Here is a 25,696-nt window from a genome sequence, read left to right on the forward strand (position 1 = left end):
TATGTTACAACAAATAAGCAAGGGTATTAAAATAGCAATTGAAACCAATTTTAATGGTATTATTAACTACGGTGGATCTGAATATTTTTCTTTTAGTTATTATATTTCTATTGAAAATAACTCTACCAATACCGTAAAACTTTTAGAACGCTTTTGGATTATTATGGACGCTCTTAAAAACACAGAACATGTATCAGGTAAAGGTGTAGTTGGTGAAACTCCTATTTTAAAGCCTAACGATATTTTTAAATACCGATCAAACTGTTTTTTAGTATCAACAACAGGTGCTATGAAAGGAAACTACAAAATGATTAATACCCAAACTCTTGAAGAATTTATCGTTACTATTCCTACATTTCAATTAACAGCAAGCCCTTCTTTAAACTAATTTTATAAACAGGCATTACTTAATTGTTTGATACAAAAAATTTGGCGCACTTATTTTAAAACAAACTTTAATACACAACTTATTATTAGTACTAATGACCGCCTTTATTGTTTTTATTTCAGCTAAATACTTCGTGAAATTTTCTAAAGAAGTATCTTGGGTTTTTAAATATTTTTCTACCTCTAAAGAAAGTAAAAATTTAGCGTGCTGATTAAAAGTCTTGTTCTTTTCATTATTTAAAATAGTATTAGATTTATATTTTGAAGATAAAAACAAGCTCTTTTCTTGCTGATAAACATAAGTTTTAAACAACGGGTTTACAAGTAATATTTCTTTTCCATTAATATTTTTTATTGCTTTTTTTGATGATAAATAATTTAAAAAAGCACCGCCTCCAAAACTTACATTTAAATCAGGAATTATTGTTTTTTTAATCGTTGTTTTTGCAATTTTATTAAAATCATCATCATATTTATAAGTTATAATGGTGTCTTTTCTCTGGATAAAAGCATTTAAATTGGCATTAAATTCACCATTCCAATACCTTTGAAGACTATCGACTGATAAATTTGTGAATTTTTCAAACCTATCTTTTGATGATTTTTTTAGATAATCAAATAAAAAAGTTTTCTTTACTTTCCCTGAAAGAGTTGCTAATAAGCCATTATTTATGTTTTTTTCTGAGGATAAAAAAGGCGTATTTTTTTCAGATAATTCTCCAATTACTGATATTTCATTTTCATCAATTCCAAGGGCTAAAAAATCATTACTTTTAGTTGATAAAGCAATAAGTTTTTTGCTGTTTTTTAATTTCTGAATAATCCTATTTTCATCTTTTAAATACTCTTTTGTATTTAAAATAGTTTTTAGTTTCGTTTCAACTTTATTAATTTCATCTACATTAAAAACAATTCTTAATTGATTTTTATTGATAAGATAAACAGTATTTTTATTGATAAAATAATCCGCATTTTCAATACTCTTTTTAACAAATTTATCTTGATTAAAAAATGATAATAAATCCGCTTTATTTTTGATTTCAATAACAGTAGTTACCCAAGTATTTTTTAAAATATCCTTATTACTGTAAAAAAAAACATCCGAAGGAATTTTAAGCTGTTCAAACAAAGAACCCCCTTTAGTTTGCTTATTTTTTTTAGACGATTTTAAATATGTTAAAGGATGTTTTGCAACATCCTTTAACATGTTATATGCTATTTCACGTAAATTTACACGAATAATTACATCCGCAGAAACAGGTATTTTAACAGCCGTATTTTCTCTGGGATAATACTTAAAATACCCAAAGGTAAACAGCGTGCTAATCAGTAGAAAAACAACAAATAATACTTTTTTAAACATCTTGTTACTTTGCAATATTATTTATAAAATCAAACAATAATTTTAAGGTATTTTCTTGTTTACCGTTAGTATTTAATTCAACTTTTGACGCTATTTTGTTTCCTTTCATTTTTGAAACTACAAAACGAACATCCTGAATATTATCATTCGAAAAAGCAATCATTTTTCTTTCAGTACTTCGAAATGATTTTTTTGGTAAATGAGCAAGTAACGCATTTACATCGGCAAATAAAACACTTGAATTTTTCTTAATTAACTTGCGGTGTTTTCTTGTTTTAAAACTTCTTTTTCCTACCGATAATTTTATCGCTCTTACTTTTGAGTTTGTAATATAAAGCACCTCATTTTTTATAACCGCATATAAATTAATAGGTAATTTTGCTTTTTTAACATCCAATTCAAAAACATTTTTTGCTCCTTTTACTAGCTTGTGCTTTTGCCCTAATTTGAATAATTTTGTTAGTAATTTTTCTTCTTTTGAGCCCATCATAAAAGTAAAATCGGGCATTAATGTTTCTTTTGTTTTAGTTATTTCTTTACGTTTATAATTGTCATCATATTTATATGATTTATAAGATACTTGTTTTTTTTCAAAACCATTTAATACAAATAAAGCATCGCCAGTAACTAAGCTTGCCATTGCTTTTTCATCTATAATTAATGATAATACATCGCCAACAAGGCTAATTTCTTGACTAAATTTCGGAAACATTCCGCCATACATTTTGTCGACCATTGCCGGATATTCTAGCAATAATTGTTCGGTATTTATAGAAACACTCCAAAAAGCCAAGGCATTATCATGATTAAAACTATTAATTAGAGTGCTGTTCATTTTTTGATTATAAATCTTTTTGAACGATTTTTTCATGTCATCGCTAACAGTCATTTCTAATAATAAATTGGCATTTTTTTTATTAAAAAACAGATTAGCTGTTACCGTTTCTACTCCGTTTATATTTTCACCGTTTTGAGGCATTAATGAAGCTATTGATGTTTTTAAACCTCTTCCTAAAGAGCCAATTACATCGGCTATTAATTCACCATAATTACGCACCCAAAGTGTTGCAACAGCATTTCTTTTTTTCGCCTTTTGAAAGCTTGGATTTACCGCAATTGAAGTTAATAAACCATTAGTTGCTATTGAAAATCCTTTTTGTAAAATCCATTGTTTTGACAGGGATTTTTTTACAGCATACATCGATTGTCCTTCTTCTTTTAGTTTTTCAAAACGCTCGGTATGTTGCTTAAAATACCTACGGTGTTTATCACCTTTTACAAAAACAAGAAACTCATTATTCCAAAGCATTAATTCGCTATTTTTTTGAATATAACTGTATCCTTGTTCTTTTTTAATTTTCTTTAAATCTCTTGATTTCAACATAGCTTGATAACGAGCTTTATCGTTGATTTTCACTAAAAATGTATGGTATGAAATACTATCAGTTCTTTCAAAAAAGTAATATGCGTTTGATTTTATAGCAATTCCTGCGCCACCCACTGAGCTTATTTTATCTTCTCTTTTTCGATTAATAACTTTTAACATTTCTTCGCCTAAAAAACTGTTGTCTATTTCTGAAATGTTTATTAATTTGAATAAATTATCAGCATCGGCAACGACTACAATATCGGAAGTATTGGGAATTTTGTTTTCTAATTTTTGAGCCTGTAAAGCAACAAATATGTTTATAAATAGTAGGGTAGCAATTAGTTTTTTCATGGTTATTTTTAATTTTTTCAAGTTTAGTTTAGCGTTTATTTTAGTAGTTTAATATTATTTTTTATCGTTTGTTTATTGTTAATGATTTCTTGAGCATTTACACGTAAAAACACTGCTTTTTTACTTTTTGATATTTTAGCAAGTTTATTTGAGTACGATTTTACAGGCGTTTCAAAACGATACACACTGGTGTAACTAGCAGTTTCAAAAACTTTTCTATCCTGCATTTTTGTTTTCTGAAACTCTTTTCCGATATTAAAATGATGACTTCGGATGAAGGTTTTACGTATTTTATCGTACTTAAAATGAGGTTTTTTTTGTAGTGCTAATGCGTCCTTTTTATTACTAAAAGTTGCTAAAACACTGTTAAGTGCTTTTGCAGTATCAAAATTACAAGAAATACTTAAAATAAAATCATCAAAATTTAAGCTATTTTTTACTTGGTGAATCCCTTGAATAGTTTTCATTTTTTTTACAATAACAGCTACTTTTTTTTGAATTGTTACTTTCGATGGAACTTTATATCCGTTTATACTGTCTAATAATAATATAGAGGCTATTTTGGTTTTACTTTTACTTAAATTTAATGTAAATGTAGCTGTTCCTGAGCCATCTTTTTGAAAAGATATTTCTTCTACAAACTCAAAACAACTTGTAAATAACAACATCGAAATTATTGATAAAAACAACAATCGTATTTTATACATAACTTTTTTTAATTGCGAAAATAATAAAAAACAGTATTCAAAAACCTTAGTATTTATTAAAACAGTATTTTTAAACGTTTATACAATTTTTTATGTAACAATTTTAAAAAGAAGCAAAAATGCCTAGCCCCGATTGAAGCATTTGTTTGAGCTCCTTTTTTTGATTTTTTCTTCAAAAAAAGAGCGAGTGCGAAAAGCGGGAAATTGCTTCAAATAATTTTTAATAAAAACAGTAACAATCTTCTTTTAACATAAAATAAGCATAGGGTATTACCTTGTTGTATTCACTATTTTTAATTGCCCTGCATATATGGTATATTATTTTGATAAATCAGACACAAAAACAACTTAATAATTATTAAAATAAGTGTTAACTTTGTTCCGTAAAGTAATCTTTTGATTCTTTTACTTTATGAAAAATTTATATCGGCTAATTAAAGGCTTTTATGCTATTTTTCATTTTTAAATAAGATTTTTTTTAACATACAAACAACATACTAAAATGGCAAGAGGATTTTTTAAAGTTCCAGAAGCAGTAAACGAACCTGTAAAAGGATACGCTCCTGGTTCTCCAGAAAGAGAAGAGTTATTAGCTACTTACAAAGCGATGTATAATAGCAATATTGATGTGCCAATGCATATTAATGGTGAAGAAGTTAGAACTGGAAACACTAAAAATATTACACCTCCACACGATCATAAACACGTGGTTGGGCAATATCATACAGCAGATAAATCGCACGTAGATACTGCTATTAGTACTGCTTTAGCTGCAAGACAAGAATGGTCTAGTACTTGTTGGACTGAGCGTGCTTCTATTTTCTTAAAGGCTGCTGAATTATTAGCTGGTCCTTATAGAGCAAGAATGAATGCTGCAACTATGATTGCTCAATCTAAAAACGTTCACCAAGCTGAAATTGATGCAGCTTGTGAAATGATTGACTTTTTCCGTTTTAATGTACAGTATATGACTGATATCTTTAAAGATCAGCCATCTTCTGCACCTGGAATTTGGAACAGAGTTGAATACAGACCATTAGAAGGTTTTGTATATGCAATTTCTCCTTTTAACTTTACGTCTATTGCAGCTAACTTACCTGCAGCAGCTGCCTTAATGGGTAACGTTGTTGTTTGGAAGCCATCTGACCATCAAGCATATTCTGCACAAGTAATTGTAGATTTATTTAAAGAAGCTGGTTTACCTGACGGTGTAATTAACGTTGTATATGGTGATCCTGTTATGATTTCTGATACTGTATTAGCTTCTCCTGATTTCTCTGGATTACACTTTACAGGTTCAACTCATGTTTTCAAAAACTTATGGAAACAAATTGGAAATAACATCCATACTTACAAAACATACCCAAGAATTGTTGGAGAAACTGGTGGAAAAGATTTTATCTGGGCTCACAATTCATCAAACCCTTTACAAGTTGCTACTGCAATAACTAGAGGTTCTTTTGAGTACCAAGGTCAAAAATGTTCTGCGGCTTCACGTGCTTACATTCCTGCTTCTATGTGGGAAGAAGTTAAAGGTCATTTAATTGCGCAAACTAGCGAAATTAAAATGGGTTCTCCTGAAGATACTAGCAACTTTGTTAACGCTGTTATTCATGAAGGTTCTTTTGATAAAATAGCTAGTTTTATTGATGCTGCTAAAGCTGATGCAGATGCTGAAGTTATTATTGGTGGAAACCACGATAAATCGGTAGGATACTTTATTGAGCCTACTGTAATCGTTGCTAAATCGCCTACTTATGCAACTATGACAACTGAATTATTCGGTCCTGTTATGACTGTTTTTGTATACGAAGATGCTGAATGGGAAGCTTCATTAAAATTAGTTGATGAATCTACTGAATACGCATTAACTGGTGCTATCTTTTCTACTGATAGATACATTGTTGAAAAAGCTTCTAAAGCTTTAGAAAACGCTGCTGGAAACTTCTATATTAACGATAAGCCAACTGGTGCTGTTGTAGGACAACAACCTTTTGGTGGTGGTAGAGCTTCTGGAACAAATGATAAAGCAGGTTCTGCTCAAAACTTATTACGTTGGACTTCTGTTCGTTTAATTAAGGAAACTCTTGTATCTCCTTCTAGTTACAAGTATCCTTTCTTAGGATAAGAATCAAATAATATTATTTTAAAACCTCATCAAATTTTGATGGGGTTTTTTTATGCAAAATATTTATGACTGTCAAGAAATATTTTTTTTATTTAATTAAAATTATTTTCTAGTAGTTTTGTTTTCTACATTTAAAAAAATGTTTTTTAATAAAATGAACTACCAAAAAATAATACAAGAAATATTTTCAACTGTTGATACTATTGAAAATAAAGGAGCATTAGCTTCTTATATACCTGAACTAGCAAACTTAAATCCTAATAAATTTGGTGTTCATATTTCTACAACCAATAATATAAAATATGGAATAGGTAATTATCAAGAAAAATTTTCTATTCAAAGTATTGCTAAAGTTTTATCACTTTGTTTAGCTTACAAAATACTTGACGGAGATTTATGGAACAGACTTGGAGTTGAACCTTCAGGAAATCCTTTTAACTCGCTTCTTCAACTAGAAAATGACAACGGAATACCTCGGAATCCTTTTATTAATGCAGGAGCAATTGTTATTTCAGATGTTCTTATTAGTAATTTAAAAAATCCTAAAGAAGATTTATTAGCATTTATTAAAAGTCTTTCTGGCAATAATGATATTAATTATTCTGCTAAAATTGCGGCTTCCGAAAAATCTGTAGGTTATAGAAATGTAGCCCTTTGTAATTTTATAAAATCCTTCGGAAATATTAAAAATGAACCTAGTAAAGTTCTCGATTTTTATTTTGACTTATGTTCGTTAGAATTAAGCTGTGAGCATTTATCTGATTTATTTTTGTTTTTAGCCAATAACGGAAAAGCTCCACATAATGGAAAACAAATATTAAGCAAAAGTCAATCAAAAAGAATCAATGCTTTAATGCAAACTTGCGGATTTTATGATGAGTCTGGGCAGTTTGCTTTTAAAGTAGGTTTAGCAGGAAAAAGTGGTGTTGGTGGTGGTATTGTTGCTATACTTCCAAATGAATATAGTATTGTTGTTTGGAGTCCTAAATTGAATGAAAAAGGAAATTCTTACAAAGGAATGAAGTTTTTAGAGCATTTTACTACTTTATCAGAACAATCTATTTTTTAAAATAAAAGAGATTATAATCTAAAATCGAAACAATCCGATATCATTACATTTAAGTTATCTTTGCAAAAAAAATAATCAATGAAGTTTACAGATTTACATCTTAATACCGATATTTTAAAAGCTCTTAGTAAAGAAAAATATCACACAGCTACGTTAGTACAACAAAAAGTAATTCCGTTAGTACTAAATAAAAAAGATGTAATTGTTGGGTCGCAAACAGGGTCGGGTAAAACAGCCGCTTTTGCTTTACCAATTATCAATAATTTACTAGAAAAACAAGATTCTGAAAAAACTCAAAAGAAAATTAAAGCCTTAATTGTTAGTCCTACTAGAGAGCTAGCAATACAAATTGAACAAAGCTTTAATACTTACGCTAAACATACAAATATTATTACAGGAGTTGTATATGGTGGAATATCAACCAAAGCACAAAAAGAAGTTTTAGCCAAAGGAATTGATGTTTTAGTAGCAACACCTGGGCGTTTAATCGATTTACACGAACAAGGTAGTGTAGATTTAAGACTCTTAAAAACGTTTGTTTTAGATGAAGCTGATTTAATGCTAGACATGGGATTTATCAATGATGTAAAAAGAATTGAAGAACTTTGTCCTCGTAAAAAGCAAACCTTATTATTTTCGGCTACAATGCCCGAAAAAGTGAGTGAACTGGCTAAAGAAATGCTTTATAATCCTGAAACAATAAATGTTACCCCGACTAACAATACTGTTAATAAAATAGGGCAATTATTATATTATACACCTAAAAAACATAAAGTAGATTTATGTTTACATTTATTACGCAACACAATACAAGGGCGTATTATTATTTTTAGACGTACAAAATACGGAGTTGATAAATTAGAGCAAACTCTTATTAAAAACGGATACAAAGTAACAAGTGTTCACGGAGATAAAACTCAAATTTTACGTAATAAAGCAATTGAAGACTTCAAAAGCAATAAAGCAAATATTTTAATTGCTACCGATGTTGCCGCTCGTGGTATTGATATTCATAAAATTGATGCCGTAATTAATGTTGATATTCCTAATGTTCCTGAAACTTACGTTCACAGAATTGGTAGAACTGGTAGAGCAGGAAAATCGGGAATTGCATTTTCATTATGTGGCGCCGATGAAACTAGCTACATAAAAGGTATTCAAGAATTATTAAAAAGACCAATTAAAGTTATTGAAGATCACCCTTTTTTATTAGTAAAACCTAAGCATAAAAAACAACCAAATACCATTAGTAAAAACAAAAAAGGACGAAAATCTGAAGCTTCTAAAAAGAAGAAAAAACGTTGGTATTAAATCAATATTTTTATAAAATTAAAACCTCTTCAACTTATTTGAAGAGGTTTTCTTTTTTTATCAAAAATTAATAAATATTTTTTGAAGCAATTTCCCGCTTTCCGCACTCGCTTTTTTTTGAAGAAAAATCAAAAAAAGAGCTCAAACAATTGCTTCAATCGGGGCTAGGCATTTTTACAAACTTGTTTATTTTGTTTAAAAAATTATTAATTTTATCTATCAATTTTAAAACACAATTATTATGAATATAACCTTATCCGAAGCAAAAAAAGTAATCGATACTGCAACTTTAAAAGCAGTAGCTTTAAATACAAAAATGAGTATTTCAGTTGTAGATGCTGGAGCTAGTTTAGTAGCTTTTGAACGTATGGATGGTGCTTTTATTGGTCCTATTGATATTGCTATGAAAAAAGCTAAAACAGCCGCTTTATTTGGAAAAGATACTAGTATTCTTGGCGAATTATCGCAACCTGGAGCTCCTTTATATAATATTGAACATTCTAATAATGGATTGATTACTTTTGCTGGTGGCGTTCCTATAAAAAATAAAGACGGAATTATTATTGGCGCTATTGGTGTTAGTGGTAGCACGGTGGAAAATGATTTTCAAGTAGCACAAGCGGGTGTAAATTCTATTTTAGAATAGATATTTTTTTAAAAGAAATAGCCTTAATTCTTTTTTAATCAAATATTAATCGTAATATTGCAATATACTTATTAAATGTAAAAAATGGGACTTACAAAATCAGAAATATTTACATCCGAACAAAACAACCTTGCTAACATTGCAAAAGTACTTGGACATCCTGCTCGTATTGCTATTTTACAACATCTTTTTAAAATTAATTCCTGTGTTTGTGGTGATTTAGTAAATGAAATAGGATTGGCACAACCTACTATTTCTCAGCATTTAAAAGAATTAAAAAATGCCAAACTTATCAAAGGAAATATATCAGGAACAAGTGTTTGTTATTGTATCGACAAAGAAAATTGGACGCAAATTAAAAATTTATTAAACAGTTTTTTAAACTTAGATGAAAATCAAAATAATTGCTGTTAAAAAAAAATTATAATAATGCATCGTAATAATACGATTAAAACTTAAAAATCATGAAATTATCAGAAATTAAAAATCATTTATCATCATTAAAAACAATTGCTTTTCAATTACCAAATGGAGAACTTGTACCAAATCATTTTCACGTAACAGAAGTTGGAAAAATCACCAAAAACTTTATTGATTGTGGCGGAACAGTAAGAAATGAAGAAGTTGTAAACTTTCAATTATGGAAAGCTGATGATTATGACCACAGATTACATCCTGAAAAATTAATCAATATTATTGAACTTTCTGAAAAGCTATTAAATATTACTGATTTAGATATTGAAGTAGAATATCAAGGAAGTACTATTGGAAAATATGGATTGGATTTTGATGGAACTAACTTTTTATTAACAACCACATTAACCGATTGCTTAGCAAAAGATAAATGTGGAATTCCTGAAAAACCAAAAGTAAAAATAACAGAAATTAAACAACAAACAAGTTGTGCACCTAATTCGGGATGTTGTTAAGTCTTTAATAATTGTAAAAAACGGTCAGTTCGAGTAATTTTTTTCTTCAAAAAATTGTATCGAGAACTTTTTTATCTTCAAAATCAAGAAAAATAAAATATAAATTCTCGATACAATTTTAATTCCTTTTAGTCATTAAAATCACTCGAATTGACAACGTTTTTAAATAGATACTGAATTATAGGAAAACAGCTAATTATATAAAATTACGACTTAAATTTCATCCCTAAATGCACTACTTTTTTAGTTTCGTAGAAATCTTCTTCAAAGAAATCTGGTAAATCATAAATCGTTGCTGAGGTGTATTTTTCTAATTCTTCCGATAAATCACCACCTTTTAAATATAAGATTCCGTTTTTTAAATCGTGATTTTGTTTTTTAGCAATTTTTCCTTTTGTCCAACCAACAAAAGTTTCCATTTGTGCCACTGCTCTACTTACAATAAAATCGTAAGTATCTTTTACTTCTTCTACACGTCCGTTGGTAGTTTTTACGTTTTGTAAACCTAAACCTTCTACAACTTCGTTCACTACTTTAATTTTTTTTCCAATAGAATCAACTAAATGAAACTGAGTTTCAGGAAATAAAATAGCTAATGGAATCCCTGGAAAACCACCTCCTGTACCAACATCCATAACCTTAGAACCTGGTTTAAATTGCATAACTTTAGCTATACCTAATGAATGTAAAACATGACGCAAGTATAATTCATCAATATCTTTACGAGAAACAACGTTAATTTTTAAGTTCCAATCTTCATACAAAGCTTGTAATTTAGAAAACTGTTCTAACTGTGTTTCTGTTAAATCGGTAAAATATTTTTTTATAAGTTCCATTGCTATCGATATTGAAATTGAGTATATTTTTCAGTGCAAAAGTAAAAAACTAATCGGGAATACACATTTATCTAACAAAAGATATCTTTCTTGTTAAAAAGTGGTTTGTAATCAATAATATAGGCTAAAAACGTTTATTTTTGCTATATATAATACACAACACAATGAAGACTATAAACTTCTCACGAACAAACAATGTAAAGTTCTTTCGAACGCTAAATAAAAAGGTAAATACCTACTTTAAAGAAAATAATATCAAGCGTACGGGGAACTGGAAATTGTATAGCAAAGCAATTATTATGTTTGCTACTTTTTTAATTCCTTTTGTATTAATATTAACAGTAACAATGCCTGAGTCAACAATGCTTTTACTTACCGTTATTACAGGAATTGGTATGGCAGGTGTTGGTATGAACGTAATGCACGATGCAAACCACGATTCTTTTTCAAGCAAAAATTGGCTGAATAAATTAATGGGAAGCAGTATTTATATTTTAGCAGGAAACGTATATAACTGGAAAGTACAACACAATGTATTACACCATACTTTTACCAATATTAAAGGACATGATGAAGATATTGACGCTGGTAGAATTATCCGTTTTTCGAAGCATTCAAAATGGTTACCTGTGCATCAATTTCAAAAATTTTATTCAATATTTTTATACGGGTTATTAACTATTAACTGGGCTATTACTACCGATATAAAACAAATGAGTAGTTATTTAAAACGTAAGTTATCGTATGGTAAATTTCCTAATCCGAAGGTAGAATGGACAAAATTAGTAATTTCTAAAATTGTTTATTATTCATTATGGATTGCATTGCCATTATTGGTTTTAAACATTGTTTGGTGGAAAGTTTTACTAGGTTTTTTTGTAATGCACTATACTGCAGGGATGATTTTAAGCGTTGTTTTTCAATTGGCACACGTAGTTCCAAAAACAGAAATGCCATTACCCGATAAAGATGGAAATTTAGAACACACCTGGGCAGTTCATCAATTATATACCACCTCTAATTTTGCACCTACAAACTGGTTGGTTAATTTTTATACTGGTGGATTAAATCATCAGGTAGAACACCATATTTTTCCGCATATTTCGCATGTTCATTATAATAAAATAGCAAAAATAGTCAAGGAAACTGCCCAAGAATTTGACTTGCCATACAACGAATACAAAACAATGACAAGAGCTTTTATTGAGCACTTTAAACAATTAGGAAGTTTGGGTGAAAAACCTCATGCAGCTTAAAATAATACGCATTTTAACAACACGCATTTTAACAAAATGCACCTTAATAATATAATCAATGTCAAACGCATTATCAAACAGAATTAACAGTTTACCAATATCTCAAACTTTGGCGATGGCTGCTAAAGCAAGAGAATTAAAAGCCGCAGGTAAAGATATTATCAGTTTAAGCTTAGGAGAGCCTGACTTTAATACGCCCGATTTTATTAAAGATGCCGCCATCGAAGCAATTAATCAAGATTATAATTCATACACACCTGTTGATGGTTATGTAGAGTTAAAAGAAGCTATTTGTACAAAATTTAAGCGTGATAATAATTTAAGTTATGCGCCAAACCAGATTGTCGTTTCAACAGGAGCAAAACAATCGATTGCAAATATTGCACAGGTGTTATTAAACCCAGGCGATGAGGTTTTATTACCAGCGCCTTATTGGGTAAGTTACTCAGCAATTGCTACTTTATGTGAAGCTAAATTTGTTGAAATTCCTTCTTCTATTGATACTGATTTTAAAATTACTCCAGCACAATTAGAAGCAGCAATTACGCCTAAAACAAAAATGATTTTCTTTAACTCGCCAAATAACCCAAGTGGAAGTATTTATACCGAGGCAGAATATAGAGCATTGGCGAAAGTATTAGAAAATCACCCAAATATTTATATTTTATCGGACGAAATTTACGAACATATTAACTATGGAACAAAACATTTTAGTTTTGCAGCTATCGAAAATATGTACGACCGTACCATTACCGTAAACGGATTAGCAAAAGCTTTTGCTATGACAGGTTGGAGAATTGGTTTTATCGGTGCGCCACAATGGATTGCTAAAGCGTGTACTAAAATGCAAGGACAAATTACTTCAGGAACAAACTGTATTGCACAACGAGCGGCAATTACCGCTGTTTTAGCTGAACCAACTAAAATTAAATATATGGTAGATGAATTTAAAACTCGTAGAGATTTAGTTTTAAGTTTATTTGCAGAAATTGAAGGATTTAAATTAAATATTCCTGAAGGAGCATTTTATGTTTTTCCTGACGTATCTTCTTTCTTCGGAAAAACAATTAAAGGACATGAAATTAAAAATGCAAGTGATTTTTCTATGTTATTATTAGAAGAAGCAAATGTAGCAACCGTAACTGGTGAAGCTTTTGGTGCACCTGCTTGTATTCGTATGTCGTATGCGGCTTCGGAATTACAATTACGTGAAGCAGTTAGAAGAATTAAAGAAGTATTAAGTTAATATTTATATCTTTTTATATCTTCGGATAAAATATTTTATAGAAAATCTCACAACATAACGTTGTGAGATTTTTTAGTTTATTTAAAAAGGCACTTTTGATAAATTACCTTCATTTTTACGGGCTATTTTTCGGGCTATTTTACCTTGTTTTTTCGCCGCTTTTTCAGCTAGCTTTTTAAGCTTCTTTTCATTGATTTTCTTTAAATACAAAATACCTTTATCATAATCAATCAAAGCCTTGCCACTCTCTAAAATATCAGCGCCGATAATACCATCAACCTCTGTAGCATCGTGCTGAGTTAACGCCGTATTTACGTGTACCAAATCAAACAAAACCAAGCTAGATTTTGTGGTTTTCCAATTCCCTATTTTCAATACATTATTTTCTGACACTCGAGTTTCCATATCAATAGCCCCTGCCCCTGCTGCTTTTACTTCGCTTTCTTGCGATACCAATTTAAAACGATTCACCAAATCTAAACCAACACATGAGTTTGAAGCACCTGTATCTAAAATAAATGTTCCTTTTATGCCGTTTATTTTTGCAGTTAATTCTAAGTGATGTGTTTCCTTTTTGCGGAGTTTTATTTTAGAATACTTCTTTTTCTTTAATATTTTCTTCAAACTTGCCATTTCTCGTACTTTTGTGGTTTTGCTAATTGTAAATATACATAAATGATTACCGATACACACACCCATTTATATTCCGAAGAATTTGACCAAGACAGAACCGACATGATACAGCGTGCAAAAGATGCGGGCGTTTCTCGTTTTTTTATTCCTGCCATCGACAGTTCATCCACAGAAAGAATGTTCGATTTAGAAAAAAATTTTCCGAACGATGTTTTTTTAATGATGGGTTTACATCCAACCTATGTCAAAGAAAACTATAAAGAAGAACTTGCACACGTAAAAAAATGGATTAACAAACGTCCTTTTTATGCCATCGGTGAAATCGGGATTGATTTATATTGGGATAAAACCTTTGTAACCCAACAACAAGAAGCTTTTAGAACACAAATTCAGTGGGCAAAAGAAAAAAAGTTACCCATTGTAATTCATTGCCGAGATGCTTTTGATGAAGTTTTTGAAGTATTAGAAGCCGAAAAAGGTGCTGATTTATTCGGGATTTTTCATTGTTTCACAGGAACTTTAGAGCAGGCAAAACTAGCAATTTCATATAATATGAAATTAGGAATTGGCGGAGTTGCCACTTTTAAAAAGGGTAAAATCGATAAGTTTTTAAATGAAATCGATATAAAAGATATTGTTTTAGAAACCGATTCGCCTTATTTAGCACCAACACCTTACCGAGGAAAACGCAACGAAAGCGCTTATTTAACCAACGTTGTTGATAAATTAGTTGATATTTACGGGCTAACTTTTGATGAAATTTCAGCAATTACCACACAAAATTCTAAAAATATTTTTAGTGTCTAATTTACAAACCACCTATTACAAAACTCCCATAGGAATTGCAAAAATTATGGGAAATACAAACGGAATTCAGGCTATTTTTTGGGTAGATAAAATTACAGAAACCCCCACAAAAACGACTGACTGTTTGCACAATTGTGTGGTGCAATTATCCGAATATTTTGCAGGAATACGAACAACTTTCGATTTAAAATTAAATCCGCAAGGAACAGATTTTCAACAAAAAGTTTGGGCAGAATTATTAAATATTCCATTCGGAAAAAGCACAACTTATTTACAGCAATCAAAACAATTAGCAAACCCGAAAGCCATACGAGCCGTTGCATCGGCAAATGGTAAAAACCCCATTTCGATTATAATTCCTTGTCATCGAGTTATCGGTTCAGACGGTTCGTTAACAGGATATGCTGGCGGTTTATGGCGTAAAAAATGGCTTCTAGAACATGAAAGTGATTGTAAACAGCAAAGTTTATTTTAATATTTGAAGCTATTTCCCGCTTTCCGCACTCGCTTTTTTTTGAAGAAAAATCAAAAAAAGAGCTCAAACAAATGCTTCAATCGGGGCTAGGAAATAGTTGCTTCAAAGCAAATAAACGTCATGCTGAATTTATTTCAGCATCCCATCAACAGGAGAAATACGGCAAATAAAGATGCGAATCTTAAATAAAACCCGTGATACAGACCCGATAAATCATGTCTCTACGAAATAATCAATTCAAATTTCGTTTTTCTACAAAAAATTTCTTCAATAAAAAACCACACTCCTCTTCTAAAATACCCGCTACAATTTTTGTTTTAGGATGCAACTTGGTTTGTAACACAGAAAACCCTAATTTCGGCTCACTAGCTCCGTACACAATTTTCCCGATTTGTGCCCAATAACTTGCACCCGCACACATCTGACAAGGTTCAAGCGTTACATATAAAGTGCAATCTTTTAAATATTTTCCGCCTAAAAAATCAGATGCAGATGTAAAAGCTTGCATTTCTGCATGCGCTGTTACATCGGTTAGCATTTCGGTTAAATTATGTGCGCGGGCAATTATTTTATCTTTAAAAACAACAATAGCACCTACAGGAACTTCGCCTTTATCGAAAGCTATTTGAGCTTCTTGCAAAGCTTGTTTCATAAAATAAGTATCGTCAAAAGGATTTATTTCCATGGTATTAGAATCGTTTTTAACAAAAGTACCTCAAATTAGTTATTTTTACCAAAAATTACGATTTTGATTTCTATAAACACTACTCTAAATAAAAAAATCTATTTTGCTTCCGATCAGCATTTGGGTGCGCCAACTCCTGAAAAAAGTTTTCCTAGAGAACAAAAATTTCTAGGTTGGTTAAACGAAGTAAAACAAGATGCCGAAGCTATTTTTTTATTAGGCGATTTATTTGATTTTTGGTTTGAATATAAAACCGTTGTTCCTAAAGGATTTGTACGTATTTTAGGAAAACTTGCCGAAATTAAAGACAGCGGAATTCCTATTTATTTTTTTGTAGGAAACCATGATTTATGGATGGTCGATTATTTTGAAAAAGAATTAAATATTCCTGTATATCATAAACCACAAGTTTTTAACATCAACCAAAAAACAGTTTTTATTGGGCATGGCGATGGTTTAGGACCTCACGACAAAGGCTATAAACGAATGAAAAAAGTATTTACTTTTCCAATGTTTAAATTTATGTTTAAATGGTTACATCCTGATATTGGCGTTCGAATTGGGCAATATATGTCGGTTAAAAACAAAATGATTTCTGGCGATGATGATGCTAAATTTTTAGGCAACGACAAAGAATGGCTAGTGCAATATTGCAAGCGTAAACTTGAAACAAAACACTACGATTATTTTGTTTTTGGACATCGTCATCTTCCGTTAGAAATTGATGTATCTAAAAAATCATCCGAAGAAAAAAGCACCTATATAAATACCGGCGATTGGGTGAAATATTTTACTTATGCTGTTTTTGAAAACGATACATTATCATTAAAAGAATATACATAAAAATATCATAAATTATAAAAAAAGCACCTTTAAAAAAGGTGCTTTTTACATATATATAAAATCTTAATTTAAATACGTTTTAAAACTTAAAAGTTACGCCTGCTTTAAAAATTGTTCCGCTAAAGCCAAACTGATTTACTTCCCAAGGATATTTAAAACGACCGCCTAAATTTGTTACAACATCGCCTTTTGTATCAATAGTATCTGGGTACACATTGAATAAATTATTTACTTGTGCTGTAAATGAAATTGCCTCTGAAAGCTCATATCCGAAAGATACATCAGTTAAAATTTTACCACCAAAGGTTTGGTCTTTTTGAGCATCCGAAGCATGTTGCCAAGTTACTTCACCAAAATAAGTGTTGTTTATAGTGGCATTAAATTTATCGCGTTTATAATTTGTACCAAAAGAAACTTTGGTATTTGGTCGGGCACTAATAATTCTTGACTGCTCTTTTCTATTAAAAATAGCGTTTTTATAATTTGATAATTTAGTAGGCGTTTTTACCTCGCCTTCTAATTTGGTTTTATTCACGTTTAAAGCTAAATTTAAGGCTAATTTTCCTGAAGCAAAATCAATATTTTTATAACGCATCGTATAATCAAAACCTGAAGTTTTCGTAGATGCCGCATTGATAAAAAATTTGATACTCGTTACCTTATTTTCGTCTAATACTTTTTGTACGGCTTCATTTGGCGTTCCGTTGTCATCTTTCCCGCCAATTTCTCCTGAAAAAACAACTCTATCGGCTACTTTAACATTGTAATAATCTAACGAAATTGTAAAATCGTTCGATGCTTTTACCGTTAAACCTGCCGAAATACTTTTAGAGGTTTCTGCAAATAAAGAGGCAACGCCTAATCCTTTAATTACCGAACTTACATTGTTAAATGTTCCTTGATTAGAAATTTTCCCATCAGAAATTAAGGTTTGTACATTGCTTAAATATACCTGATGTAACGATGGTGCTCTAAATCCTGTTCCGTAAGACGCTCGTAAAACTGTTGCAGTTCCTAGTTTATATCTTGAATTAATTTTCCAAGAAGTATTGCCTCCAAAATCTGAATAATTTTCATAACGAACCGCACCACCAATTAAAAAATTATCTGAAATATCCCAATCTAAAGTGGAGTAACCACCAATATTTGTTCTTGTTTTACTTAAAGCATTACTTGGTTGTAATCCTGGAAAAGATTGTGCACCACTTTTATAATAAGAAACTTCTTCTCCTTTAATAACCTCGAATTGTTCTTGACGACCTTCAAGTCCGAAACCAATACTTACAGCTCCAAAAGAACGACTTACATCAAAGTTTCCAATAATATTGCTAAAAGCATAGGCTCCTGCATCAAAAGAAGTAGGGCTTTTTGCTCCTAAATCAACATTAATGGTATTTCCGATGGTGTAATCTACCGAATTTTTACCGTAACTCGCACTTGCATCGGCATTGAATTCGCCTAACATAAATTTACTTCCTACGGTAACTAAAACATCTTGAATTCCTGTTTCAAAAGTAGGCTGAAAACCGCTGTATGTTTTTCCTTTTGGCGTTAATAAACCAAAATCATTGGTAATCCAATAGGGCGGACGATACAAGGCAAAACTTGTTCCTTTTCTGGCGTTAAAACCTCCAAAAGCATATAATTTGGTATTTTCATCTAAAGGATATTCAGCATTTAAAAAAATTGCCCCTTTTTTCATTTCTGCCTGTCCGATAGTCATTCCTAAAGCAGGATTTTCTTTTGTCCATTGATTATCTACGTCAAATAAAGCGTCTTTTCCTGGTTCACCTGCTCTGTTTGTTTTATCTTGATAACTCAAATCAAGCGACGCATTTAAAAAACCTCCTTCGCCAAAGGTAAGCGTATGATTCGCTGATGCCGAAACATTTGCTCCATCGCCTTGGCTAGTAATTCCTGAAGTAATATCGACTTGTGTAAATTTGATATTTTTCTTTAAAATAATATTGATAACTCCTGCAACAGCATCCGACCCGTATTGTGCCGATGCACCGTCACGTAATACCTCTACTCGTTCAATCGCTGTGGTTGGAATACTTTTCATATCCACACCAACTTCACCTTTACCAGGCGTATCGTTTACATACACTAAGGCACTTTGATTTTTACGTTTTCCGTTTACTAAAACCAAGGTTCTACTAGGTCCTAAACCTCTTAAATCGGCTGGGTCAAAATGTGCTGTTCCATCTGAAACGGTTTGACTACTTGCATTATATGAAGGTATTGCATACATTAACATTTTATCAATATTTGTTTGCCCTGTTGCTTGTAATTCGCCTACGCTAACATTATCGATTGGTACAGCGGAATCTAAAATTGTTCGTGGTTTTGATCGGTTTCCTGTTAAAATAATTTCATTTAAAACATTTCCTTCCTTTAAAATAATTGTGATATAATTATTTTTAGTGATTGTTTTGCTTAAAGTGGTAAATCCTACCGATGAAAAAACCAACGTAACAGGCATTTTTTCAACATCTAATGAAAAATCTCCTTGTTCATTGGTGCTTACTCCTTTTACAGTATGTTGTTTTAAAACACTAACAAAAGGAATCCCAAGTCCGCTTTCATCTACGACTTTTCCTTTTATTGTCTGCCCAAATATTGATGTAATTGTGGTTAATATCATCAATAAAAAACAACTGATAATTTGTATTTTACGCTTCCTTAAATGGTAGTTTAACATAATTTTATTATTCTTAAAAAAGTTAATTTCTTCACAATAATAACCTATTTCATAAAAAAAACCTATAAAAACAATAATTTTAAACACTAAAAAGTAACAATATGACAACAATAACTTGTTTTTTATCTTTAACCATACTTTAACATCAGTTATTTTCTTATTATTGTAGCTTTGTTTCACATAAAACTATAATATATTTCAATTACTATGGATGTAGATGTAAGAGCTATTAATGAAAAGGTCGAAAGAGAAAGTGCCTTTGTTGATGTATTAACAAATGAAATGAATAAAGTCATTGTTGGGCAAAAACATATGATTGAACGATTACTTATAGGACTTCTTGGTAACGGACATATTTTATTAGAAGGAGTACCTGGTTTAGCAAAAACGCTTGCCATTAATACTTTATCTAAAGCTGTACAAGGCAGTTTTAGTCGTATTCAATTTACACCCGATTTATTACCTGCCGATATTGTAGGAACAATGATTTACAACGTAAAACAAAATGAGTTTACCATTAAAAAAGGACCCATTTTTGCCAACTTTGTATTAGCTGATGAAATTAACCGTGCGCCCGCTAAGGTACAATCTGCATTATTAGAAGCAATGCAAGAGCGTCAAATTACTATTGGTGATGAAACTTTTAAGTTACAAGAACCATTTTTAGTAATGGCAACACAAAACCCCGTAGAACAAGAAGGAACATATACACTTCCTGAAGCTCAAATTGACCGTTTTATGTTAAAAACAGTTATTGATTATCCAAAAATTGAAGACGAACAATTAATTATGCGTCAAAATTTAAACGGAAGTTTTGGAAAAGTAAATCCTGTAATTTCTGTAGAAGATATTTTAAGAGCTCGTAAAATTACAAATGAAGTATATATGGACGAGAAAATTGAAAGATATATTCTTGATATTATTTTTGCAACTCGTTATCCTGAAAGATATAATTTAGAAAAATTAAAACCATTAATTAGTTTTGGAGCTTCACCTCGTGGAAGTATCAACTTAGCTAAAGCAGCTAAATGTTACGCTTTTATTAAACGAAGAGGTTATGTAATTCCTGAAGATGTTCGTGCAATTGTACACGATGTATTACGTCATAGAGTTGGAATTACTTATGAAGCAGAAGCAGAAAATATTACTTCGCTTGATATTATTGATGCTATAATTAATGAAGTACAAGTGCCTTAATTATAAAGTATGGACACTAAAGAATTACTAAAAAAAGTTCGTAAAATAGAAATTAAGACACGTAGGTTGTCTAATCATATTTTTGGAGGAGAATACCACTCAACTTTTAAAGGGCGTGGTATGACTTTTTCTGAAGTACGCCAATATCAATATGGTGATGATATTAGAGCTATTGATTGGAATGTTACCGCACGTTATAACGAAGCTCATATTAAAGTTTTTGAAGAAGAACGTGAGCTAACTATGATGTTACTTGTTGATGTTTCTGGTTCTGAATCTTTTGGTACTTCTGAGCAATTTAAAAAAGATACCGTTACCGAAATTGCTGCAACACTAGCATTTTCTGCTACCAAAAATAACGATAACGTAGGTTTGATTTTATTTTCTGACAAAATGGAACTTTATATTCCTCCTAAAAAAGGAAAAAGTCATGTATTGCGAATTATTCGAGAATTAATCGAATTTAAACCAGAAAGCAAACAAACAAATATTAATGAGGCTTTAAAGTTTTTATCAAGCATCACCAAAAAGAAAGCCATTGTTTTTGTGCTTTCTGATTTTATGGATGATGATTATGAACGTACTTTAAAACTTGTTGGTAAAAAACACGATATAACTGGTATCAGAATTTATGATAAACATGATGAAGAAATTCCTAATTTAGGAATGGTTCCAATGCAAGATGCTGAAACAGGAAATATTCATTTAGTAAATACAAGTTCTAAATCTGTTAGAAATCAATACAAAGAAAATGCTTTACGTTTAGCCGATTATTTTGAAACATCTTTTAAGAAAAGTGGCTCAGGAACGATTAATAGTCGAGTAGATGAAAGCTATGTAAAAAAATTATTAGGCTATTTTAAACGAAAATAAGCATTGCCTATTTTAAATTGACAGCATAAAAAATGAGAAATACATTACTTTACATATTCTTACTGATATATTGCGTTGGTTTTTCACAATCAGACAAAATACAGGTTGAAATTGATACTACTAATATTCGTATTGGTGAACAATTTCAATATAAAATTTCGGTGAATGAAACGGAAAATGTCATCATTCCTAAATTAGAAAACTTAAAAGGATTAGAAGTTGTTGATTCTTTAAAAATTGAAAAAATCAATAATAAAATAATTCAAAAATATATTTTAACTGGTTTTGATAGTGGAGCTTTTTACATTCCGCAACAACAAATTTTTATTAAAAATCAAGCTTATTTAACCGATAGTTTACTTGTTAACGTAGCTACAATTGCTATTGATACTACAAAAGCTCAAAAATTCCCTATCAAAGGAATCAAAACTGAAGGATATCAATATAATGATTTTGAACAGTATTTTTGGTGGGTAATAGCACTACTTATTTTAATCGGAGCACTACTCTATTATTTTATTATCAGAAAGAAAAAAGAAATTAAAGAAGAAATTATTGTTCCATTATTGCCTCCGTATGAAGAAGCTATTGAAAAATTACAAGCTTTAGATAAAAAATTATTGTGGCAAAATAATCAAACAAAAAAATATTATAGTGAACTAACAAATATTGTTAGAGGTTATATTGAAAGAGAATTAAAATTACCCGCTTTAGAAATTACAACCGATGAATTAATGGATGTTTTAAATGATTTTAACAATATAAAATCGATTGAAACAGATAAAGAAACTATCGATAAATTAAAAAAATTATTACAAGAATCTGATTTGGTAAAGTTTGCAAAATCGAAACCGATGGATTATGAAATTGAACAAGATCGTAAAGATGCTAAAAGCATTATCGATAATTTAAAACCTAAAAAAGAAGCAATAGAAGATGAAGTGGAATAACTTTGAGTTTCATAATCCTGAATTTTTATGGTTGCTAATATTGATACCTTTATTGGCTTTTTGGAATTTTTATTCTAGAAAAAAAGACAGCGCACAATTAACCATTTCAAGTGTAAAAGGATTTAAAATAAATGGCGGAATTTTACCAAAACTAAAACCATTATTATATATTTTCAGATTACTTGCATTAGCTTGTTTAATAGTTGGTTTAGCAAGACCTAGAAATGTAGCTGTTAGTAAAAAAACCAAATCGAATAAAGGAATTGATATTGTTATGGCAATTGATGTATCTGCAAGTATGTTGGCAAAAGATTTAAAACCAAATCGATTAGAAGCGCTGAAAAAAGTCGCTGTTGATTTTGTTAATCAAAGACCAAATGACAGAATCGGAATTGTAGTTTATGCAGGTGAAAGTTTTACTCAAACACCTATTACTAGCGATAAATCAATTGTAAAAAGAACAATTTCAGAAATAAAATGGGGTCAATTAGATGGCGGAACAGCTATTGGAATGGGCCTAGGTTCTGCCGTAAATCGATTAAAAGAAAGTAAGGCTAAAAGTAAAGTGATTATCCTTTTAACCGATGGCGTAAATAATGCTGGTTTTGTAGACCCAAATACCGCAACCGAACTAGCAAAAGGAAACGGAATTAAAGTATATACAATTGGTATTGGTACAAATGGAATGGCTCCTTTTCCTTGGGCAAAAGACCCTAGAACAGGAAAAATTTCTTTTAGAAATCAACAAGTAGAAATAGACGAAAAGCTATTAAAAAACATAGCAAAAGAAACAGATGGTAAATACTTTAGAGCAACCGACAACTCTAAATTAAAAGCCATTTATAGCGAAATAAATAAGCTTGAAAAAACAAAAATAGAAGAATTTAAATATTATAATTATACCGAAAATTACAGAATATTCGTATGTATTGCAGGTATCTTTTTATTATTAGAATTTTTATTAAAAAACACACTATTTAAAAGTTTTATATAAACATGTTATACAGATTAGAAGAACCGATATATTTTTGGCTATTTGCAATTATTCCGATATTAATTATTGTTTTCTTATTTGTTTTATGGTGGAAAAAACGCACTCAAAAAAAATTTACTAACGCTAAAATGTTAGCTAAAATCGCACCTAATTCATCTACTTTTAAATCGGTTTTAAAATTGATTTTCTTCTTAATAGGAATCTCTTTTTTAATTGTTTCGTTAGTAAATCCTAAAATGGGAACAAAACTGAAAACCGTAAAAAGAGAAGGTGTTGATGTGGTTTTTGCTTTGGATGTTTCTAAAAGTATGTTAGCAGAAGATATTGCTCCAAACAGGTTAGAAAAATCAAAACAAATCATTTCAAAAATTATTGATAAATTAGGTAGCGACAGAGTTGGTATTATTATTTATGCAGGAAATGCGTATCCGTTATTGCCAATTACTACAGACCATGCATCAGCTAAAATGTTTTTACAAAATGCCAATCCTGATATGGTTTCAAGCCAAGGAACAGCAATAAATGAAGCCTTAAATTTAGCTAAAACCTATTATAATAATGATGAACAAACCAATCGTTTTTTAATTATTATTTCTGATGGAGAAGACCATCAAGAAGAAACAAAACAACTTGCTCAAAATATTTCAAATGATGGCGTAAAAGTATATACCATTGGTGTTGGAACAGAAAAAGGAGCTCCAATTCCTATAAAAAGAAACGGTGCATTAGTTGGTTATAAAAAAGATAATCAAGGACAAACGGTTATTACCAAAAGAAAATCGGATGTTTTACAAGATATTGCCGAAGCTTCGGAAGGAAAATATATCGATGGAAATAAAACGTCAAATCCTGTAAATGCTATCGAAAAAATTATAACAAATGCTCAAAAAAGTGAATTTGAAACCAAACAATTTTCTGATTATAAAGATCAGTTTCAATGGTTTTTAGGAATCGGTTTACTATTTTTAATTATCGATTTATTTTTCTTCGAAAGAAAAACAAAATGGGTTAAAAAAGCAGATTTGTTTAACGAAAAAGAGTCGTAACGGCAATTTTATAGAAAATGAAACAACCAAAAAATATACTATTCTTATTATTTATACTGATAACAATACAAATATCAGCACAAATAGACACGTTAAAATTACAGCGAGAATCAAGGGCATTATTACGCCAAGGAAACAAGCTTTACAACAAGCAAAAGTTTGATGATGCTAGTATTTTATATCGTAAAGCATTAGATAAAAATAGTACGTACGATAAAGCAAGTTATAATTTTGGTAATACTTTATATCAGCAAAAAAAATATAAAGAAGCAGTAGAACAATTTGAACTTACCACAAAAACAGCGACTGATAAATTATCAAAAGCAGCAGCATATCATAATATAGGAAATGCTATGATGGAGCAAAAACAGTATCAACCTGCTATTGATGCTTATAAAAATGCCTTACGTAAAAATCCGAATGACGATGAAACACGTTATAACCTTGCTATTGCTAAAAAGAAATTAAAGAAAGAACAGCAAGATAAAAAGAATAACAAAGACAATAAGGATAAGAAAGACGACAAAGAAAATAAAGACAAGGATAAAAAAGATAAAGACAAAAAAGGCGACGACAAAGATAAAAAGGATAAGAAAGAAGACGATAAAAATAAAGAGAAAGAAAAGGACAAAGACAAGGAGAAAGAAGGCGAAGATAAAGAGAAAAAAGAGCAAGAGAAGAATCAGAATAAAAAAGATAATCAGAAAAAAGACGATAAAAAGCCACAGCCTAAACAAGCAAAAATGTCTCCTCAGCAAATGAAACAATTGTTGGAAAGTTTAAATAATGAAGAGAAGAAGACTCAAAAGAAAATGAATGTGAAAAAATCGAAAGGAAAAAAAATAAAACAAGAAAAAGATTGGTAATTTTCCAACTTTTAAAACCTTACTA

25 protein-coding genes are annotated in these 25,696 nt (G+C 30.3%); 18 read left to right on the forward strand and 7 right to left on the reverse strand.

Translation table 11 applies throughout. The features are described from left to right. Position 1: 1 nt before the first annotated feature. The gene (gene apaG, locus ABNT14_RS11775) at positions 2-388 is read left to right on the forward strand and encodes a Co2+/Mg2+ efflux protein ApaG (protein WP_101902443.1); all 387 of its coding nucleotides are present in this window, start codon (positions 2-4) and stop codon (positions 386-388) included. A 15-nt stretch (positions 389-403) separates the two neighbouring features. Here apaG and ABNT14_RS11780 read toward each other — a convergent pair whose 3' ends face one another. From ABNT14_RS11780 to ABNT14_RS11790, 3 genes are read right to left on the reverse strand one after another with little or no spacing between them, the layout of a single operon-like run. Then, on the reverse strand, positions 404-1,750 hold the full coding sequence (locus ABNT14_RS11780; protein WP_101902444.1) for a hypothetical protein: 1,347 nt from the start codon (positions 1,748-1,750) through the stop codon (positions 404-406). A 4-nt stretch (positions 1,751-1,754) separates the two neighbouring features. After that, positions 1,755-3,470, reverse strand: a complete 1,716-nt coding sequence (locus ABNT14_RS11785; protein ID WP_101902445.1) for a hypothetical protein — start codon at positions 3,468-3,470, stop codon at positions 1,755-1,757. Between the two features lie 35 nt (positions 3,471-3,505). Beyond that, a complete protein-coding gene (locus ABNT14_RS11790; RefSeq protein WP_145993570.1) occupies positions 3,506-4,177 on the reverse strand; it encodes a hypothetical protein in 672 nt (223 codons plus the stop codon). Between the two features lie 502 nt (positions 4,178-4,679). On the opposite strand from ABNT14_RS11790, the gene pruA reads away from it, so the two are divergent. From pruA to ABNT14_RS11820, 6 genes are all read left to right on the forward strand, one after another. Next, complete coding sequence (gene pruA, locus ABNT14_RS11795; RefSeq protein ID WP_101902447.1) at positions 4,680-6,305, forward strand: L-glutamate gamma-semialdehyde dehydrogenase; 1,626 nt, start codon at positions 4,680-4,682, stop codon at positions 6,303-6,305. A 154-nt stretch (positions 6,306-6,459) separates the two neighbouring features. Beyond that, a complete protein-coding gene (locus tag ABNT14_RS11800; RefSeq protein WP_101902451.1) occupies positions 6,460-7,374 on the forward strand; it encodes a glutaminase in 915 nt (304 codons plus the stop codon). 78 nt (positions 7,375-7,452) lie between these two features. Continuing rightward, positions 7,453-8,685: a DEAD/DEAH box helicase gene (locus tag ABNT14_RS11805; RefSeq protein WP_101902448.1), complete on the forward strand. Its 1,233-nt coding sequence runs from the start codon at positions 7,453-7,455 to the stop codon at positions 8,683-8,685. 241 nt (positions 8,686-8,926) lie between these two features. Next, complete coding sequence (locus ABNT14_RS11810; RefSeq protein ID WP_101901825.1) at positions 8,927-9,331, forward strand: GlcG/HbpS family heme-binding protein; 405 nt, start codon at positions 8,927-8,929, stop codon at positions 9,329-9,331. Between the two features lie 84 nt (positions 9,332-9,415). Continuing rightward, on the forward strand, positions 9,416-9,745 hold the full coding sequence (locus ABNT14_RS11815; protein ID WP_101901828.1) for an ArsR/SmtB family transcription factor: 330 nt from the start codon (positions 9,416-9,418) through the stop codon (positions 9,743-9,745). Positions 9,746-9,795: 50 nt separating this feature from the next. After that, complete coding sequence (locus ABNT14_RS11820; protein WP_101901831.1) at positions 9,796-10,260, forward strand: DUF6428 family protein; 465 nt, start codon at positions 9,796-9,798, stop codon at positions 10,258-10,260. 206 nt (positions 10,261-10,466) lie between these two features. On the opposite strand, the gene rsmG is transcribed toward ABNT14_RS11820, so the two are convergent. Beyond that, positions 10,467-11,096 (reverse strand): 16S rRNA (guanine(527)-N(7))-methyltransferase RsmG, encoded by a 630-nt coding sequence (rsmG, locus tag ABNT14_RS11825; protein WP_101901833.1) that lies wholly within the window; start codon positions 11,094-11,096, stop codon positions 10,467-10,469. Between the two features lie 164 nt (positions 11,097-11,260). On the opposite strand from rsmG, the gene ABNT14_RS11830 reads away from it, so the two are divergent. Together ABNT14_RS11830 and ABNT14_RS11835 are read left to right on the forward strand one after the other, a co-directional pair. Further along, positions 11,261-12,352, forward strand: a complete 1,092-nt coding sequence (locus tag ABNT14_RS11830; RefSeq protein ID WP_101901835.1) for a fatty acid desaturase family protein — start codon at positions 11,261-11,263, stop codon at positions 12,350-12,352. Positions 12,353-12,410: 58 nt separating this feature from the next. Further along, complete coding sequence (locus ABNT14_RS11835; protein WP_200809363.1) at positions 12,411-13,598, forward strand: pyridoxal phosphate-dependent aminotransferase; 1,188 nt, start codon at positions 12,411-12,413, stop codon at positions 13,596-13,598. Positions 13,599-13,679: 81 nt separating this feature from the next. On the opposite strand, the gene ABNT14_RS11840 is transcribed toward ABNT14_RS11835, so the two are convergent. Continuing rightward, entirely contained in the window at positions 13,680-14,231 is a 552-nt protein-coding gene (locus tag ABNT14_RS11840; protein ID WP_101901837.1) for a retropepsin-like aspartic protease, read from the reverse strand. A 42-nt stretch (positions 14,232-14,273) separates the two neighbouring features. Between ABNT14_RS11840 and ABNT14_RS11845 the strand changes: the two genes are divergently transcribed. Continuing rightward, entirely contained in the window at positions 14,274-15,038 is a 765-nt protein-coding gene (locus ABNT14_RS11845; RefSeq protein WP_101901839.1) for a TatD family hydrolase, read from the forward strand. After that, positions 15,031-15,513: a methylated-DNA--[protein]-cysteine S-methyltransferase gene (locus ABNT14_RS11850; protein WP_431607941.1), complete on the forward strand. Its 483-nt coding sequence runs from the start codon at positions 15,031-15,033 to the stop codon at positions 15,511-15,513. Before ABNT14_RS11845 ends, ABNT14_RS11850 begins: the two co-directional genes overlap by 8 nt. 232 nt (positions 15,514-15,745) lie before the next feature. Here the strand turns inward: ABNT14_RS11850 and ABNT14_RS11855 are convergent, their stop codons facing one another. Then, positions 15,746-16,198 (reverse strand): nucleoside deaminase, encoded by a 453-nt coding sequence (locus ABNT14_RS11855; RefSeq protein WP_101901842.1) that lies wholly within the window; start codon positions 16,196-16,198, stop codon positions 15,746-15,748. A gap of 63 nt (positions 16,199-16,261) precedes the next feature. On the opposite strand from ABNT14_RS11855, the gene ABNT14_RS11860 reads away from it, so the two are divergent. Next, on the forward strand, positions 16,262-17,041 hold the full coding sequence (locus tag ABNT14_RS11860) for a UDP-2,3-diacylglucosamine diphosphatase (protein ID WP_101901843.1): 780 nt from the start codon (positions 16,262-16,264) through the stop codon (positions 17,039-17,041). Positions 17,042-17,120: 79 nt separating this feature from the next. Here ABNT14_RS11860 and ABNT14_RS11865 read toward each other — a convergent pair whose 3' ends face one another. Then, the gene (locus ABNT14_RS11865) at positions 17,121-19,745 is read right to left on the reverse strand and encodes a TonB-dependent receptor (protein ID WP_348719387.1); all 2,625 of its coding nucleotides are present in this window, start codon (positions 19,743-19,745) and stop codon (positions 17,121-17,123) included. 207 nt (positions 19,746-19,952) lie between these two features. Between ABNT14_RS11865 and ABNT14_RS11870 the strand changes: the two genes are divergently transcribed. From ABNT14_RS11870 to ABNT14_RS11895, 6 genes are read left to right on the forward strand one after another with little or no spacing between them, the layout of a single operon-like run. Continuing rightward, positions 19,953-20,942, forward strand: a complete 990-nt coding sequence (locus ABNT14_RS11870) for an AAA family ATPase (RefSeq protein ID WP_101901849.1) — start codon at positions 19,953-19,955, stop codon at positions 20,940-20,942. A gap of 9 nt (positions 20,943-20,951) precedes the next feature. Continuing rightward, positions 20,952-21,815, forward strand: a complete 864-nt coding sequence (locus tag ABNT14_RS11875) for a DUF58 domain-containing protein (RefSeq protein ID WP_101901851.1) — start codon at positions 20,952-20,954, stop codon at positions 21,813-21,815. A 32-nt stretch (positions 21,816-21,847) separates the two neighbouring features. Further along, a complete protein-coding gene (locus tag ABNT14_RS11880) occupies positions 21,848-22,765 on the forward strand; it encodes a BatD family protein (protein WP_101901854.1) in 918 nt (305 codons plus the stop codon). Next, positions 22,752-23,759 (forward strand): vWA domain-containing protein, encoded by a 1,008-nt coding sequence (locus ABNT14_RS11885; RefSeq protein WP_101901857.1) that lies wholly within the window; start codon positions 22,752-22,754, stop codon positions 23,757-23,759. The genes ABNT14_RS11880 and ABNT14_RS11885 overlap by 14 nt, the downstream gene beginning before the upstream one ends. Positions 23,760-23,761: 2 nt before the next feature. Beyond that, positions 23,762-24,805 (forward strand): vWA domain-containing protein, encoded by a 1,044-nt coding sequence (locus tag ABNT14_RS11890; RefSeq protein WP_101901859.1) that lies wholly within the window; start codon positions 23,762-23,764, stop codon positions 24,803-24,805. A gap of 17 nt (positions 24,806-24,822) precedes the next feature. Then, entirely contained in the window at positions 24,823-25,671 is an 849-nt protein-coding gene (locus ABNT14_RS11895; RefSeq protein ID WP_101901860.1) for a tetratricopeptide repeat protein, read from the forward strand. Positions 25,672-25,696: the final 25 nt, after the last annotated feature.

This window comes from Tenacibaculum dicentrarchi (assembly GCF_964036635.1).
Lineage (GTDB): Bacteria > Bacteroidota > Bacteroidia > Flavobacteriales > Flavobacteriaceae > Polaribacter > Polaribacter dicentrarchi.

What these genes read in the sequence shown, in the direction of transcription:
- apaG (WP_101902443.1), top strand. Translation starts at nt 2, where the DNA reads ATGTTACAACAAATAAGCAAGGGTATTAAAATAGCAATTGAAACCAAT.
- ABNT14_RS11780 (WP_101902444.1), bottom strand. Translation starts at nt 1,750, where the DNA reads ATGTTTAAAAAAGTATTATTTGTTGTTTTTCTACTGATTAGCACGCTG.
- ABNT14_RS11785 (WP_101902445.1), bottom strand. Translation starts at nt 3,470, where the DNA reads ATGAAAAAACTAATTGCTACCCTACTATTTATAAACATATTTGTTGCT.
- ABNT14_RS11790 (WP_145993570.1), bottom strand. Translation starts at nt 4,177, where the DNA reads ATGTATAAAATACGATTGTTGTTTTTATCAATAATTTCGATGTTGTTA.
- pruA (WP_101902447.1), top strand. Translation starts at nt 4,680, where the DNA reads ATGGCAAGAGGATTTTTTAAAGTTCCAGAAGCAGTAAACGAACCTGTA.
- ABNT14_RS11800 (WP_101902451.1), top strand. Translation starts at nt 6,460, where the DNA reads ATGAACTACCAAAAAATAATACAAGAAATATTTTCAACTGTTGATACT.
- ABNT14_RS11805 (WP_101902448.1), top strand. Translation starts at nt 7,453, where the DNA reads ATGAAGTTTACAGATTTACATCTTAATACCGATATTTTAAAAGCTCTT.
- ABNT14_RS11810 (WP_101901825.1), top strand. Translation starts at nt 8,927, where the DNA reads ATGAATATAACCTTATCCGAAGCAAAAAAAGTAATCGATACTGCAACT.
- ABNT14_RS11815 (WP_101901828.1), top strand. Translation starts at nt 9,416, where the DNA reads ATGGGACTTACAAAATCAGAAATATTTACATCCGAACAAAACAACCTT.
- ABNT14_RS11820 (WP_101901831.1), top strand. Translation starts at nt 9,796, where the DNA reads ATGAAATTATCAGAAATTAAAAATCATTTATCATCATTAAAAACAATT.
- rsmG (WP_101901833.1), bottom strand. Translation starts at nt 11,096, where the DNA reads ATGGAACTTATAAAAAAATATTTTACCGATTTAACAGAAACACAGTTA.
- ABNT14_RS11830 (WP_101901835.1), top strand. Translation starts at nt 11,261, where the DNA reads ATGAAGACTATAAACTTCTCACGAACAAACAATGTAAAGTTCTTTCGA.
- ABNT14_RS11835 (WP_200809363.1), top strand. Translation starts at nt 12,411, where the DNA reads ATGTCAAACGCATTATCAAACAGAATTAACAGTTTACCAATATCTCAA.
- ABNT14_RS11840 (WP_101901837.1), bottom strand. Translation starts at nt 14,231, where the DNA reads ATGGCAAGTTTGAAGAAAATATTAAAGAAAAAGAAGTATTCTAAAATA.
- ABNT14_RS11845 (WP_101901839.1), top strand. Translation starts at nt 14,274, where the DNA reads ATGATTACCGATACACACACCCATTTATATTCCGAAGAATTTGACCAA.
- ABNT14_RS11855 (WP_101901842.1), bottom strand. Translation starts at nt 16,198, where the DNA reads ATGGAAATAAATCCTTTTGACGATACTTATTTTATGAAACAAGCTTTG.
- ABNT14_RS11865 (WP_348719387.1), bottom strand. Translation starts at nt 19,745, where the DNA reads ATGTTAAACTACCATTTAAGGAAGCGTAAAATACAAATTATCAGTTGT.
- ABNT14_RS11870 (WP_101901849.1), top strand. Translation starts at nt 19,953, where the DNA reads ATGGATGTAGATGTAAGAGCTATTAATGAAAAGGTCGAAAGAGAAAGT.
- ABNT14_RS11875 (WP_101901851.1), top strand. Translation starts at nt 20,952, where the DNA reads ATGGACACTAAAGAATTACTAAAAAAAGTTCGTAAAATAGAAATTAAG.
- ABNT14_RS11880 (WP_101901854.1), top strand. Translation starts at nt 21,848, where the DNA reads ATGAGAAATACATTACTTTACATATTCTTACTGATATATTGCGTTGGT.
- ABNT14_RS11885 (WP_101901857.1), top strand. Translation starts at nt 22,752, where the DNA reads ATGAAGTGGAATAACTTTGAGTTTCATAATCCTGAATTTTTATGGTTG.
- ABNT14_RS11890 (WP_101901859.1), top strand. Translation starts at nt 23,762, where the DNA reads ATGTTATACAGATTAGAAGAACCGATATATTTTTGGCTATTTGCAATT.
- ABNT14_RS11895 (WP_101901860.1), top strand. Translation starts at nt 24,823, where the DNA reads ATGAAACAACCAAAAAATATACTATTCTTATTATTTATACTGATAACA.